The sequence below is a fragment of the uncultured Sulfuricurvum sp. genome (assembly GCF_937936435.1).
Classification (GTDB): Bacteria; Campylobacterota; Campylobacteria; order Campylobacterales; family Sulfurimonadaceae; genus Sulfuricurvum.
Genome location: NZ_CALDDG010000061.1, coordinates 1 through 15589, shown reverse-complemented (window position 1 = coordinate 15589; position 15589 = coordinate 1). Strand labels below are relative to the sequence as shown.

Sequence of the window (15589 nt, the reverse complement as noted above, 5' to 3'; positions counted from 1 at the left end):
GACCACCGAGATCTACACTCTTTCCCTACACGACGCTCTTCCGATCTGGCATTTTTCATCTCCCCTATCGCCGATAATCTGACGACGGCCCTGATCCTCTCCACCGTCCTCATCACGATTGAAAAAGAGAATAAAGCGTTTTTGATTCCCGGTGCCATCAATATCGTAGTCGCCGCCAATGCCGGCGGTGCTTGGAGCCCGTTCGGCGATATCACGACGCTCATGGCCTGGACAGCCCAAAAAGGGGAATTTTCCGATTTCCTCTATCTTTTCCCTGCCGCATTTTTAGGATGGCTCGTCACGGCAGTGTTACTGGTCAGATATATTCCGGACGAAGATCCTTACAAAGACGGTGATCCTGCACTCGCCGAAAAAATCGAAATTCTCAGAGGGGGAAAAGTCATTATTTTTCTCGGTTTGGCGACGATTGCCGTTTCGGTCTTATGCAAACAGGTAATGCAGCTTCCACCGATGTGGGGTATGCTGTTCGGACTTTCCGTGTTGCAGCTATATATGTACACTTTAAAACGACGCCACAAACAAGACGTCAATATTTTCAAATCCATCAGTAGAATCGAAAACAATACACTCCTCTTTTTCTTCGGGATTTTGGCAGCCGTCGGAGCCCTCTATTTTGCCGGATTTTTAGGATATGTTACTCAACTGTTCGAAGCGCTTAATCCGACCTATGTCAACATCGCCGTAGGATTTGTCTCTGCCGTGATCGATAACGTCCCCGTCATGTCGGCGGTCCTAAAAGCCAACCCGCCTCTGGACTATACCCAATGGATGCTATTGACATTGACCGTGGGTATCGGCGGATCAATGATCAGTTTCGGAAGTGCGGCGGGAGTCGGAGTAATGGGGAGAATGCACGGAATTTATACCTTTTCGGCCCACATGAAACTCGCATGGACAGTGTTAGCCGGATATCTCGTATCTATCGGTATCTGGTATTTGCAATTTATCGTTTTAGGAATTGATTAGCTTTTCAGATTTGATCAAAGATCCTATTGTGACAACCACAAAGGAGTACAATGCACATTACGACAACCCTATTTGAAAATGCCAAACATCTTGCCGAAGAGTGGCAATCCGAGATTGAACTTCATCGGGAGCACACCGAGCAAAAGTTCCACGAAGTGATGGAGCGAATGCTCCAAAATCCTCTCAACAAAATTTTTCTGATCGAATTGCTGGATCAGAGTTTCCGTTCACACGATACCAAACGGATCGCCGACCAGCTCGAATTTCTTTTTTCGAAATATGAAAACACCGATTTTTTCAGCGAGTTTGAACAGCTCTTGGTATGGCTGTTCCGTCATATCGGACTCTATCTTCCGATAATCTCCGTCCCCCTTTTTATCCGCTATCTCCGCAATGATGTCAGTAACGTCGTGATTAAAGGAGAAAGCTCCCTGCTCTCTCATTATCTGGCAAAACGCAAGGACGAACATACCCGCGTCAATATCAATATTATCGGAGAAGCGGTTTTAGGCGAAAAAGAGGCCCATGAACGGATTTTAAAATATATCGATGCCTTGGAAAATCCTTCAATCGACTACATCTCGATCAAAATCTCAACCATATTTTCGCAGATCACTCCGCTGGCGCATGAATGGTCCGTACAGCAGATTTCCCGCTCTTTGGAGAGCATTTATATGATCGCGATGGAGCATAATAAATTTGTAAATCTTGATATGGAAGAGTATCGAGATGTCGGCCTAACCGTCGATGCATTCATCTATACCCTCTCTCAAAAGCCGTTTTTCGCACTGTACGCCGGAATCGTCATACAATCATATATACCTGACGCCCTTAGCTATCTGCAAAAACTCTCAAAATGGGCACTAGAGAGGGTTGAAGCGGGGGGAGCTCCGATCAAAATAAGACTGGTCAAGGGAGCCAATCAGGAGATGGAGCTGACCGAAGCTAGCCTGCGCGGATGGCCTTACGTCACCTATCTGTACAAAGCCCAAACCGATGCGAACTACAAAATACTAATGGATTATCTCCTCGATCCGCAAATCGCCTCTGCCGTCCATACGGGCGTTGCATCCCATAACCTTTTCGACCATGCACTGGGAATACTCCTAGCACGTGAACGGGGAGTCGAAGAGTCCTACAGCGCAGAGATGCTGGAGGGGATGAGCGAGACGGCGTATAAACTTCTCAAAAACGAAGGACTTGAAGTTATCCTTTATGCCCCTACCGCTACGGCAAAGACTTTTACCAATGCTATTGCCTATCTGGTACGGCGGTTTGATGAGAATACCGCCGAACAAAACTTTTTACGCCACAGTTTCGGATTGCGCGTCAACTCTCCGGCGTGGGAGAAACTGGTTCGAAGCTACGATGATGCCCTTGTAAAAATTCCCGATCTGAATCTCAAAGCGTTTCGTACCCAAAATCGCTCTCTTCCTCCCCGTGTATTAGAAATCGACCCCTCCATCTACCGCTTCGTCAACGAAAGCGATACCGACTTCGCATTGCCTCAAAATCGACAATGGGCGGAACACATTCGCTATAAATGGAAAAATATTGCACAAAACGGCAGATTTGATGTCGATGCAGTCATCGGCGGCGTCACGATACCGTCTGAAAATCGAGTTACCGTCATCGATAAATCGCAATATCACGACAACGTCGTCGTCGGAAGCTATAGCCGAGCTTCCGCAGATAATATCCGTGAAGCCCTCCGTGTGGCAGCTGCCGATCCGGATGGCTGGCGGACACTCGATCTGCTCAGCCGTCAGAAAATTTTGATGAACGTCGCCCATGAATTCCGAAAAAGCAGAGGCGATCTGATCGGTATTGCCGCTGCCGAAGTGGGAAAAGTCTTTAGTGAAACCGATGTCGAAGTCTCCGAAGCAATCGATTTTTGCAATTTTTATCCTTACAGTGTCCGAGAGTTCACTGCCCTTACCAACGCTCACGCCATGGGAAAGGGGGTCGGCGTCGTTATCAGTCCCTGGAATTTCCCCATCGCTATTCCGACCGGAGGGATTGCCGCAGCATTGGCATCCGGAAATACCGTTATCCTAAAGCCCTCATCCGATGCGGTATTATGCGCCTATCGCCTTTGTCAATGTTTTTGGGAGGGGGGAGTCAGCAAAAACACCCTCCAATTCGTCCCGACGAGCGGTGAAACGGCAGGTAAATACCTCATCACCGATCCCCTCGCCGATTTCGTCATCTTTACCGGAGGCGAAACAACCGTCTACGCCATGATCAAAGCACGCCCCGATCTCCATCTCAGTGCCGAAACCGGAGGCAAAGACGCTACCATCGTTACGGCTTTGTCCGACCGCGATCAAGCGATCAAAAATGTCATCGCATCCGCCTTTAACAACTCGGGACAAAAATGTTCGGCGACCTCATTGCTCATCTTGGAGAAAGAGGTGTATGACGATCCCCATTTCAAACAGACCCTGATCGATGCGGCATCCTCGCTGCAGGTCGGATCGGTATGGGATTTCCAAAACCGTGTCGGCGCATTGATCGCCCCTCCTTCAGGCACACTCAAACATGCACTAAGCTATCTGGACAATAATGAAAGTTGGGCTCTGAAACCCTCCTACAGCGACGATAATAATCCTTACATGCTCCGCCCGTCGATCCGATGGGGGACCAAAAACGGCGATTTTTGCCATATGAACGAGCTTTTCGGTCCGGTACTCAGCGTCATGCGTGCCGAAAATTTGGAACATGCGATTGAGCTTGTCAACGCGACCGGATACGGGTTGACCTCCGGATTGGAGAGTCTTGATGAGCGGGAACAGGCCATATGGAAAGAGAACCTCCTCGCCGGGAATCTCTATATCAACCGTCCCACTACCGGAGCCATCGTCATGCGCCAGCCCTTCGGCGGTATGGGCAAATCCTCTATCGGAAGCGGCAGAAAAGCGGGCGGGTTCAATTATGTATCCCAGTTTATGAATCTCTCTTTGTCTAGCACGAATATACACGAAACGCTCTACCATCCCTATATAGACCGTCTTCGCACACTCATGAACGGTTCCTCGCCTTTTACTTCCGAACTGCATAGTGCAATCGCCACCGCAAAAAACTTTGCCTATTGGCTGGATCGTGAATTTACCCAAGAACGGGATATTTGCCGTATACGCGGAGAGAGCAATATCGTTCGTTATCGAAACGTGAACAGCGTATTGCTCCGTTTGGAATCCGAGGAGAGTGTTCATGCGATATGCGCGTCGATTGCGGCGATAAAAATGGCAGGAGCCAAACTTTACCTCTCTGTCCCTGCCGATATATCGTCACCGTCCCTATTATGGCTGGCAGAACACCACTCTGTCTTATTGGATATCGAAGATTCATTTGCGCAAGAGGATGAAAACCGATTAAGACAAACGATGCGGCAGGTAGACAAAATACGTTATTTAAACGCTGAAAACGTTTCGCCCAAGGTCTATCAACACAGTGCGGACAATGCGCTTTATATCTCGTCCGAACCGTTTATTCCGCACGGAAGAATCGAACTCATGCATTATTTTAGAGAACAAAGCATTTCCCACAGCTATCACCGTTACGGTAATCTGGGATTGCATGCCAATACAAAGGAGAATACATGGAAACACCGGTAATTATCTCATTTGCCGCTTACATGATCACGATGGTCGCGATAGGGATTTACTTTTATTTCGAGACCGACGATCTAAGCGACTTTGTTTTGGGCGGGCGCAGACTCGGACCGGGTGTGACGGCTCTAAGCGCCGGAGCCTCGGATATGAGCGGATGGCTTCTGCTGGGGTTGCCCGGTATGATGTATACCGACGGAATCGTCGGCAGCTGGATAGCCGTGGGGCTTATCGTCGGAGCCTATCTGAACTGGCACTATATCGCCAGGCCGTTGAGAGTCTATACTCACCATCTCGACGATGCGATCACGATACCGGATTACTTTTCCAACCGTTTCGAAGACCGTACCCATTTGTTGCGTATCGTTACCGCCGTCGTGATTCTCCTCTTTTACACCCTATATACCTCATCGGGTCTGGTCGGAGGAGCGAAATTGTTTGAAGCAACCTTTCATTTAGAGTATTCGACAGCACTTATCGTCGGGAGTGTTATCATCGTCTCATATACCTTTTTAGGTGGGTACAACGCGGTGAGCTGGACCGATTTTATCCAGGGGATATTGATGATGCTTGCCCTGATAGTTACGCCTCTCGTAGTGATTTTTCATATCGGCGGCATCACTGAGGGTTTAGAAATTATCCGTTCAGCCGATCCGTCCAAACTCGACATCATCAGCGGAACCTCCTTCATCGGTATTCTCTCGCTGTTGGCATGGGGTCTAGGGTATTTCGGACAGCCCCATATTCTGGTGCGCTTCATGTCGATTCGGCATGAAAATGAGATGGAGAGGGCAAAAACGATCGGGATGAGCTGGATGATCCTCTCTATACTCGGTTCGCTCGCCGTCGGGTTCTTCGGTTTTGCCTATGTTCTCTCCGAGGGGATCGATCTGCATGACAGCGAAAAAATCTTTATTACCCTCTCTCAGCTCCTTTTCAACCCGTGGATCGCCGGATTTTTGCTCGCCGCCATACTCGCCGCTATCATGAGTACCATCGATTCGCAGCTTCTGGTCTCCTCTTCCGTCCTCACTCGCGATATCTACCATGTCCTTTTGCATAAAGAAGCATCCGATCGTGAGCTGGTATGGGTCGGAAGAGCTACCGTCATCGCCATCGCACTTATCGCATGGTATCTATCCACGGATCAAAACTCCAGCGTTTTGAAACTCGTCGCCTACGCATGGGCAGGATTTGGCGCCGCCTTCGGTCCGCTCATCATTCTCTCCCTTTACAATCCGAATATAACCCGTCTGGGTGCAATAGCCGGCATGATTGCCGGTTCCATCACCGTCATTATCTGGAAACAGATGGAGGGGGGGGTATTTGATGTGTATGAACTTCTTCCCGGTTTTGTCGCGGCATGGGTCGCCATACTCGTATTCAGTCGTATCGGCAAGAAAAGTTCCTCTGAAAGCCAAAGAATTTTCGACGAAGTACAAACACGCCTATCGCTGCCGCGATAAAGAGATTACGACTCAACGGAGTCGCGGATTAATCCGTCCTCTTTGCTCAGTCTTGAACGCATCGTTTCGCGAACATAATCCATCCCGTTGTAAAACTCTCGCATCATCACCGAAAACAGATAGCTTCCTTCGGGAATGATTTTCTTCCCTCTATACGCACCGAGCAAAGTTAAAAGGGCATTTTCGATTAATAAAGGCTCTTTTGCGGGAGTAAGACCGAACAGTTCCACCATCATCCGATACTGTTTGATCGCACGCGGAGGAAAAGTAACGGCATGGGTAATCGGCAATCGTCCCTGAGAAAGAGCCTCGGCATAACGGGGCAGAGAAAACGTATTTGCATAGAGCGTATTTCCGATAAAACTGAACGCGCCGCTTCCGATTCCTACATATTCGCTCCGCTCTATGACATATTCGTCGATAATTCCCTCTCCTCTCAGCGACCAGGCCCAGCCTGAACGCTGCGTGTAAATCCCGTTTAACCGCTCATCGATGATCCGATAGAACTTCGCCTCTTTATCATCGCTTAGCTCTCCCCACCGTTTGCTAAGGTTTTCACGTATGCCCGGTGCATACATCAGCGGATAAAAAGTCACTTGAGGCGGGCGCAGTCTCAATATCGTATCGATTTCACGATGCAAATCTTCTTCGCTTTGATCGGGATAATTGTAGATCATATCGATATTGACGATCGGAAAACGCCCGATAGCCAACTCGGCTTTGGCATATTGTTCTTGGGCAGAACCGAACTTTTTATAGCGGCCGATCTGTTTGAGCGTTTCATCGTTAAAACTCTGGATTCCGATCGAGAGGCGATCGATTTTCCCCTCCAAATAGGCTGCATCGAGATCTCCCAAATGCGCCGGATCACTCTCACACGACACTTCACGAATCGCAAACAGCGATTTTGCCAGATCGATCGTATCCCCGAGTTCACGCGGTAAAATCGTCGTCGTTCCCCCTCCGAAATAGATCGAATCGAATCGATATCCCAACGCATATACCATCCGCATCTCCTGATGCAACAACTCGAAATAAGCTCTGGCACTCGGTTCGTCGAATCGGAATTTATGAAAAGAACAGTAGGGGCACAAGGTCAGACAAAAAGGGATATGAATGTATAAAAGACGCGGGGTCTCATCGGATGCAAACGGGAGACTTTTCTCGGTCGGTTTTAAATGAAGATATCGCTTTACGGCCCATCGCATCGTTGTCGAAGCAAGCTTCCGCGCAAGCCTCATGCGAATTGTCTCGGAATATTCACTCATCCTTAGGAATCCGCTTCAATCCGTTTAGCAACACACTCTGGCTGTACACATAAATCTCTTCCATATTCTCGCGCATCAACAAATGTCCGTCGATTAATAACGAGGCCAGCCCGTGGATCGATGCCCACACCATCGCCGCCTGCACCATCGGATTAGCCTGTGCAATAATTCCCTGTTCCTGCGCCTCCAGAAGTAGACCGATCAGCGCATACAACCCCGTTGCCTGATTTTCGTCTTTGTAATCGCATAACTCTTCGCGTTCACGATGATACTTATCACCGAACAGCAAACGATACAACGTCGGATGGTGTATCGCAAAATCAAGATATTCTCGTCCCATTCGATCAAAACGTTCCGCCACACTGGAATGTTTATCCTGAAAAATCGGGGTCAGGAGCAAGTCTAACCGTTCATACCCTTTTTCGATAACGCCGAGTATTAATGCCTCTTTACTGGGGAAATGGCGATAAACCGCTGATCGTGACGTCCCCAGCCGCATCGTCAGCTCACGCAGTGTTAACGCGTCTATCCCTTCTTTATCGACCATCTCCAATGCCGTCGTCAATAGCGACTCTTTGAGATTTCCATGATGATAAGAAGATGTTTTTTTAATAGATTCGGGCGTATTCATGCAAACATTGTAACACGGATCGATCAAAATGAAAAGGCAATGTTGACATTGTTCACATTTAATGTTACCATTGTCAACATAAAATCCTAAACGGAGTATCGTATGAGGTATACTGCCCTTTTGCTCCTCACTGCCCAATCACTGATGTGCGCCGATCTAGCATCATTGCTTCCGAGTGCCAAAACCAATCTGCAGATCGAATCGGTCCGGCTAGAAGCCCAAAAAACCAAAGAACAGCTTGAACAGGCGAAAACGGCCTACTACCCGACGCTCAATGCCACCGCACTCTACCAGCGCAAAGACAAAGCGACCGCCTTCGAGCCTAAAACGATCCACGGTTTGGAACTGGGGACGCAGGTCAATATCTTCGACGGTTTCAGACGCGAATCGACTCTCGATGCCATCCACTCCGCCATCGATTCGGCAGAACACTCTCTCGCGCAAAAAGAACAGGATGTTTTGCTTGACACGATCACAGCCTATTACACCTATTTTAATGCCAAGGCAGAGTTGGATGCCATCTCGGACAAAAAAACCGAACTCTCCGCACAGGTGGAGCGCTTTAGCATACTGGTCAAAAACGATCTGGCGACGGACGATATCCTCAAATCGCTGATCGCTTCAAAACTCCAATCGGAATACGATGAACAAAACCAAAAGATCATCCTCGAACGGAGCCGTAAATATCTCGAACTGCTGACGGGACAATCGGTTCAGTCTCTCGAATACAGAGAGCTTTCCGTACCGGCAACCACCCAAATTGAGCGCAACGATTTGAAAGCCGATCAATCCGCAATCGAAACTCTGAGCCACAGCGAGGGACTCTATACCTATCTTCCGACACTCACGATTGCTGCAAAACACCGTACCTTCGATTACAACGACTACGATACGATGAACGGTGCCAATATCCAACCCGAAAACCAAAACGAGATCATCGCATCCCTTTCAATGACTCTGTTTGATATGGGAAGCATTGCCAAAGAGCGCGAACAAGCCCGTCTTTCGACCCTGAAAGCCCAAAAACTGATCGAATACAAAACCAAAAGTATCCGCAACGAAGCCGATATCGCCCTCATGAGCCTCGATGCGTCCCAAAATGCCTACAAAGCGGCACAAGCCGAAGAAGAATCACGTAATGTCGCCTTTGTTTACATCAAAAAACGGTTCGAAGCGGGTTTAGTCAACTCCACCAATTATCTGAGCGAACTCAGTGACCTGAGCGCCTCACGCGCCAGAGCCCAAAATGCCCGTAATGCCCTGCAAATTGCCAAGGCCAATCTGGCTTACGCCTACGGAACCGATCTTATGAGCCTACTCGAGGAGAAAAAATGAAAATTGCCCTATTAACGACATTATGTACTATGACCTTGTGGGGAGGCGTGTACGCTACGTTCGAGACCCAAGCCTACCGTGAAGCCTCTTTGGGGATGAATGCGTCGGGAATCGTCAAACGGGTCGCCGTTGATAATGCCGACCATGTAAAAAAAGGTTCCCTTCTCCTCGAACTCGACAGTGCCGAAGAGCAGCTATCGCTGCAAATGGCAAAAGCCGATTTGAATGCCCTTACCAAAGAGTGCGCTTTTTTAAGTGATCAATACGGACGCTATGAGAGAAGCGCACAGGTGTTTGACAAAAATACCCTCGACAAGCTCAAATCCGAACTCGATTCAAAACTGGCACAAAAAGAACGGACCCGTTTATCGGTCGCCTATGCCGAACAAAAGCTCTCCAAAATGCGTCTTGTGGCTCCGTTTGCGGGGAGTATCTCCGAGAAAAATATCGAGGTGGGGGATATGGTCTCTTCGATGGGAGGAACACCGCTGTTCAAACTCATCAGCGATCAGACCAAACTCCTGATCCGATACGACTCCAAATTTGCCCCGAACGTCAAAACAGGAGACCGTTTCTGTATCTCCATCGACGGAAAAGCGACGGGGAAATGTTCCAAAATCATCAAAATTTACCCCTCTATCGATACCAAAAGCCGCCAGATGACTGCCGAAGCCGATGGATCGGGTCTGCGTCCCGGTACCTTCGGTGACGGTATGATTAGCGCAAAATAGGGAAAACTATGTATAAAATCGCCATTCTCCGCCCTATTACGACGATTATGTTCGCTCTCGCCCTGATTTTTTTCGGGCTGGTCGAACGCTCCGGTATGCCCTCGGCACTTTATCCCAACGTCGACTTTCCGATTGTCATCGTCACTACTACCTATAAAGGGGCCAACGCCGATATCGTCGAGAGCAAGGTGAGCGACAAAATCGAAGAAGCCGTCAGCGGTATCTCGGGACTCGATACCCTCAGTTCGGACAGTTCCAAAGGGATCAGCGTCGTCGTCGCCCAATTCAAACTTTCCAAAGACCTCGATGAAGCGGTCAATGACGTCCGGGACAAAGTTTCCAGTATTCAGCTTCCCAATGAAGTAGACAAACCTTCCGTCGATAAATATTCGATCAATTCCGCTCCGGTCATCACCCTCTTTTTGGCAGGTAAAGACGGCCAAAAACTGATGAAACACGCCGATGAAATCCTCAAACCGCGTCTTCAGCGGATCGAAGGAGTCGGCGGAGTGACACTGGAAGGACTGCGCAAAAAACAGATTCTGATTACCCCTGATCCTGCCCTCCTCGCCAAATACTCACTGACGATGAACGATTTGACGAATGTCATCCGTGCCCAAAATGTCAGAATGGACGGCGGGAAAACCGTTGATCCGCGTCATGAATACCAAATCCTCATCGATAACGACAGTAAAACGGCGCAAGCCCTCAGTACCCTTCGCATACGTGAGGGATTATCGCTGGGCGATGTCGCCATCGTAAGCGATACCTTGGCGGAAGAACGCAGTTTTGCTTCGCTTGACGGACAATCGGGTGTTTTACTGATGGTTAAAAAAATGACCGGAGCCAACGAGATTGCCATCGCCGATGCGGTACGGGCTCAACTCCCGTCGTTGGCGGCATTGGAACCGACGATGACTCTCACTCCGTTGCAAGACGCGACACAATATATCCGCGATACCCTCCATGGCGTGCAATTCGACCTTATCCTGGGCTCCGTTCTCGCATCGCTGGTTATCTTTCTCTTTTTGCGAAACTTCACCCTTACCCTTATCGCCGCCGTCTCTTTGCCTGTCTCTATTTTCGGGGTATTTGCGATCATGGGATGGAGCGGCCAGACGTTTAATCTTCTCACCCTCACCGCCCTCACTCTCGCTATCGGTATCATCATTGACGACGCTATCGTCGTCATCGAAAACATCTTTAAACGGCTAGAAGCGGGACGGGATCGGATCAATGCCGCCATCGAAGGGGTACAAGAGATCATTTTTTCCATCGTTGCCATCTCCGCGATGCTTTTGGCGGTTTTCGTCCCTATCGCGAAAATGAGCGGGATCGTCGGACGGTTTTTCACCAGTTTCGGGGTGACGATCATCGCCGCCATCGTCGTCTCTTTTATCATCGCGGTCACCCTGATCCCGATGATCGCATCGCAAATCGCCAAAGGGGAGCACAGCCGTTTTTATCATCGAACGGAACACTTTTTCGTCGCTATGGAAGAGCGCTATCGCTATCTGATTCACACCGTGCTGAAATACAAAAAGACGACCCTTTTCACGGCATTAGGAATCTTTGTCGTCTCGATCGTCCTCTCGGGGACGCTGGGGATGGTATTTATGCCCAAAGAAGATAAAAGCCAGTTCGATATCACTCTGAAAGCTCCCGTCGGGATCAGCGTCCAAGGGATGAAACAACTCTCGCTCGATGTACAGCGACGTATCGGGAAAATTCCCGAAGTCGAATACTGCACCCTCTACGTCGGACGGGGAGATGATCATAAAGCGAACGAATCGGCTTTGTATGTTCGCCTAAAACCTCTGCACGAGCGTACCCGAAGCCAGAGCGATGTCATGAAAGAGACCCGCACTATGTTGGAGAGTCTCAAAGGATTCACTATGACCAGCGTGACCGAGGTCAACGATATCGCGAACTATGAAATCAACACCCCCTATCAGGTGATCCTCAAAGCCCAAAGTGCCGATCAGGCGGAAGCCTCGGCACGTAAGCTGATGAAACTGCTCAACAGCATCGAGGGGACGACCGATGTGCAAAGCAATATCCAGCCTAAAGCGCCGCAGTTGAACATTACCGTCCTTACCCAAAACGCCACGCGCCTCGGTGTCAATGTCGATGATATCGCCCACACGATCGCCGGTGCCTATTCAGGGGACAGTACGATCACTTTTCTACGCGAACGGGGCAAAGAGTACGACGTCGTAATGCGTCTGGACGATACCAAACGCGAAAACATCGAAACGATCAACGCCCTCAACGTCCGCACCTCATCGGGAGGGACCGTACCGCTATCAGCCGTCGTGTCGATTACCGATGACTATGCACCGACAACCATCAAACGGTTCGACCGTCTCAAAAAAGTGATCGTCGGAGCCGACATCACCAAAGCGCTCCCTCTCGACAAGCTCGTCAAAATCGTCAATGAACGCCAAAATGAATGGCTGGATAAAGGGGTGGCATTCGAACTCGACGGCGATGCCAAACACATGCAGGAGAGTAACGAAGCCTTCGGTGTCGCTATCGGTGCAGCGCTGGTCATGATTTATCTCATCCTCGCCGCGTTGTACGAATCGCCGTTACAGCCGCTCATCATCATGAGTGCGCTTCCGCTGAGCTTTACGGGGGCGTTTATCGGTCTGTGGGCGGCAGGGATGAATATGTCGCTCTTTAGTATGATGGGGCTGATGCTATTGCTCGGACTGGTGGGGAAAAACTCTACCCTCGTCGTCGATGCGGCGAACCGGTTGCGCGATTCGGGAAAAGAGCTTGATGAAGCGATTGTCGAAGCGGGACTTTCGCGTCTGCGCCCGATCCTGATGACGACAACGGCGATGTGTTTCGGGATGCTCCCCCTTGCCCTCTCCGTCGGAGAAGGTTCTGGGGTTAAAGGACCGATGGGGGTCGCCGTCATCTGCGGACTTCTGCTCTCGACGCTGACCAGCCTACTCGTCGTTCCGGCACTCTACAAAGTCCTAGCACCGTTGGATGCGAAACTGCGCAAGCTCTATACGATTAAAAAATAAATCTTTTGCTCGTCCTTCCCGATCAAGTCGGGGATGACGACATATAATCCATCTGCTATACTTTCACCACTTTTATCAAAGAATTATGAATGAACCTAGACGATTTAAAGCGCCTTTTACATACGAATGCCGCTACCGTAACCGAAGAATATACCCGACTCTTTCACGGACGAGGCAATACGTACGGCGGATATCGGTTTCTCACCATCGACAGTGTGGATAAAGTGCTCTTTGCCGTGTTATTTGACGCGGATGAGCAAGAGGATGCGATCGTTTCGATGTTGCGTGATTTCTTTTACGCTGAGGATAAATGGAAAGCACTGATTGTTCAACAGCGCTATCTCCCCGCATCACCATCGACCACAATAGAGGGTGAACTACCGCAAAAAACCTTTGCCATCGAGAACGGCCTCAAGTATCACATAAACTTTCTCAATGCCCAAAACATCGGATTTTTCCCCGATATGAAGCTCGGACGGGAATTTGTCCGTCGTAACGCATCCGGGAAAAACGTCCTAAATCTCTTCTCTTACACCTGCTCTTTTTCCGTTGTAGCGATTGCGGGGGGAGCAATGGCGGTCACCAATGTCGATATGAATAAAAACGTCCTCTCGATGGGAAGGGAAAATCACCGTCTCAACGGACTCGATACGAAAAATGTGGAGTTCATGCCCTATAATATCCTCAAATCATGGAGCCGTATCCGCAAAAGCGGTCCGTATGATCTGATTATTATCGATCCCCCAAGCTTCCAAAAAGGCTCATTTGCCGCGACCTCCGATTACGCAAAGATCATCCGTCGGCTGCATGAATTCACGGCAGAGGAGTGTATCGTCCTCTCGGCGCTCAATGCCCCCGAACTGGACAGTGAGTTTATCAAAAACCTTTTCCGTGAAAATGCTCCGGAGTTTCAATATATCGAGAGGTTAGAAAATCTCGAGAGCTTCCCCGAAATCGAAGAAGAACGAAGCCTTAAAAATCTGGTATTCCAAAAGTCTGCATCAATCGCACTGTAATGCAGGATAATCAAGATACCCCGTTTCATCCTGCGTATAAAAACTGGCGGGATCGGGAGTGTTCAGTTCCGAATGGGTTTTAAAGCGTTCCGGCAAATCGGGATTAGCCAGAAAAAGTGCCCCGAATGCTACCGCATCCGCTAATCCGTCCCGAATCGTCTGATTCCCTCTCTCGAACGTATAACCGCCGTTCGCGATCAAAATTCCTTTATACGCATCTCTTAAAATCCTGAGTTCTACGACATTCGCCCCGTGTCGGATATCTCCTTCGAGCGCATCGATAATGTGAAGATAAGCGAGATTGTACCTATTGAGCCGTTCGCAGATATAGGAGAAATGTTTTTGGGGATCGGAATCTTTCATATCGTTGAACGTGCCGCTGGGAGAGAGTCTAACCCCCGTTTTATTCGAACCGACAGCGGCACAAACTGCTTCGACGATTTCGCATAAAAAGCGTGCGCGATTTTCGACCGATCCTCCGTATTCATCCGTTCTCTGATTCGTTCCGTCACGTAGAAACTGATCGATCAGATAGCCGTTGGCTCCGTGGATTTCGACTCCGTCAAACCCGGCTTCCATCGCATTTTTGGCCCCCGCTATATAATCCTCGACAATGTTTTTGATCTCGCCCGTACTCAACGGATGCGGTGTGACAAACTCTTTCATCCCTTCATAGGTATAAATACTCCCTGAGGGCTTAATCGCTGAAGGGGCAACCGGCAGTTCTCCGTTATGAAAAGCGGGATGGGAAATTCGTCCAACATGCCATAGCTGTAAAAATATCCTGCCCCCTTTTGCGTGTACGCTCTGTGTCACCTTCTTCCATCCCTCGACCTGTTCGGCAGTATGAATACCGGGCGTGTAGGGGTAGCCTATCCCCTTGGTCGAAATCTGTGTCGCTTCGGTGATGATCAATCCGGCAGAAGCTCTTTGCGTATAGTATTGAACCATCATTTCATTCGGAACATTATTATGAACACTTCGGCACCGTGTCATCGGGGCCATGAATATTCTGTTGTTGAGACGGTACTCTCCGACGTCGATAGGTGAAAGCAAATCCATGACTAACTCCTTATACGATAATAAGGCCATTATTTCACAAGGGATTTTAAATCACAATGAATAATATTTAGTAATTTTTTTTCAAAGTACACCCCGTGCTTCTTTTTGCAAAAAGAATCGGGAATTACGCTATAGGAATATAGATATCGGTACGGAGATTTTCAGTTTTAGTTCGGCGCGGGGCGCGATTGAGATATCTGAACATGGGACCGCCCAGTACGCTCACTCCGCTTTGGACGATCCAGTCTCCGATCAGGCGGTACGTTTCGCGCATCTCTTCGTATGCTCCGCGATGCAGGAAAACGGCATATTTGCCTCCCCCTATACTCTTGCTCATCACTTCTCCGGAAGGGATGATACTTTTATCTTTCCAACTGATACAGGCATCGCAGCGAAGTTTGTCCGGCGGAGTCAAAGCGGGATTGTCATGGCCGATTCCCCATG

General features: G+C 49.1%; 10 protein-coding genes. 6 read left to right on the top strand and 4 right to left on the bottom strand.

Annotation, left to right across the window (positions count from 1 at the left end; all coding sequences use genetic code 11):
- Positions 1 to 1037: 1037 nt before the first annotated feature.
- Positions 1038 to 4604 (top strand): bifunctional proline dehydrogenase/L-glutamate gamma-semialdehyde dehydrogenase, encoded by a 3567-nt coding sequence (locus Q0389_RS06850; protein WP_298693035.1) that lies wholly within the window; start codon positions 1038 to 1040, stop codon positions 4602 to 4604.
- The gene (gene putP, locus Q0389_RS06845) at positions 4589 to 6064 is read left to right on the top strand and encodes a sodium/proline symporter PutP (protein WP_298693033.1); all 1476 of its coding nucleotides are present in this window, start codon (positions 4589 to 4591) and stop codon (positions 6062 to 6064) included. The genes Q0389_RS06850 and putP overlap by 16 nt, the downstream gene beginning before the upstream one ends.
- Before the next feature lie 5 nt (positions 6065 to 6069).
- Here the strand turns inward: putP and Q0389_RS06840 are convergent, their stop codons facing one another.
- On the bottom strand, positions 6070 to 7305 hold the full coding sequence (locus Q0389_RS06840; RefSeq protein WP_298693031.1) for a coproporphyrinogen III oxidase family protein: 1236 nt from the start codon (positions 7303 to 7305) through the stop codon (positions 6070 to 6072).
- A 19-nt stretch (positions 7306 to 7324) separates the two neighbouring features.
- Complete coding sequence (locus tag Q0389_RS06835; RefSeq protein WP_298693029.1) at positions 7325 to 7963, bottom strand: TetR/AcrR family transcriptional regulator; 639 nt, start codon at positions 7961 to 7963, stop codon at positions 7325 to 7327.
- Positions 7964 to 8065: 102 nt separating this feature from the next.
- Here Q0389_RS06835 and Q0389_RS06830 point away from each other — a divergent pair, with 102 nt between their 5' ends.
- The 4 genes from Q0389_RS06830 to Q0389_RS06815 all read left to right on the top strand — a co-directional run bounded on the left by Q0389_RS06830 (position 8066) and on the right by Q0389_RS06815 (position 14083).
- Positions 8066 to 9298: a TolC family protein gene (locus tag Q0389_RS06830; protein WP_298693027.1), complete on the top strand. Its 1233-nt coding sequence runs from the start codon at positions 8066 to 8068 to the stop codon at positions 9296 to 9298.
- Complete coding sequence (locus Q0389_RS06825) at positions 9295 to 10029, top strand: efflux RND transporter periplasmic adaptor subunit (RefSeq protein WP_298693025.1); 735 nt, start codon at positions 9295 to 9297, stop codon at positions 10027 to 10029. Before Q0389_RS06830 ends, Q0389_RS06825 begins: the two co-directional genes overlap by 4 nt.
- 8 nt (positions 10030 to 10037) lie before the next feature.
- The gene (locus Q0389_RS06820) at positions 10038 to 13067 is read left to right on the top strand and encodes an efflux RND transporter permease subunit (RefSeq protein ID WP_298693023.1); all 3030 of its coding nucleotides are present in this window, start codon (positions 10038 to 10040) and stop codon (positions 13065 to 13067) included.
- A gap of 89 nt (positions 13068 to 13156) precedes the next feature.
- Positions 13157 to 14083 (top strand): class I SAM-dependent methyltransferase, encoded by a 927-nt coding sequence (locus Q0389_RS06815; RefSeq protein WP_298693021.1) that lies wholly within the window; start codon positions 13157 to 13159, stop codon positions 14081 to 14083.
- Here the strand turns inward: Q0389_RS06815 and Q0389_RS06810 are convergent.
- Both Q0389_RS06810 and Q0389_RS06805 read right to left on the bottom strand, forming a co-directional pair.
- Complete coding sequence (locus Q0389_RS06810) at positions 14069 to 15145, bottom strand: alkene reductase (protein WP_298693020.1); 1077 nt, start codon at positions 15143 to 15145, stop codon at positions 14069 to 14071. The two genes, Q0389_RS06815 and Q0389_RS06810, sit on opposite strands and share 15 nt — an antisense overlap.
- Before the next feature lie 124 nt (positions 15146 to 15269).
- The coding region (locus Q0389_RS06805) for a GyrI-like domain-containing protein (RefSeq protein ID WP_298693018.1) at positions 15270 to 15589 on the bottom strand (320 nt) is incomplete at its 5' end.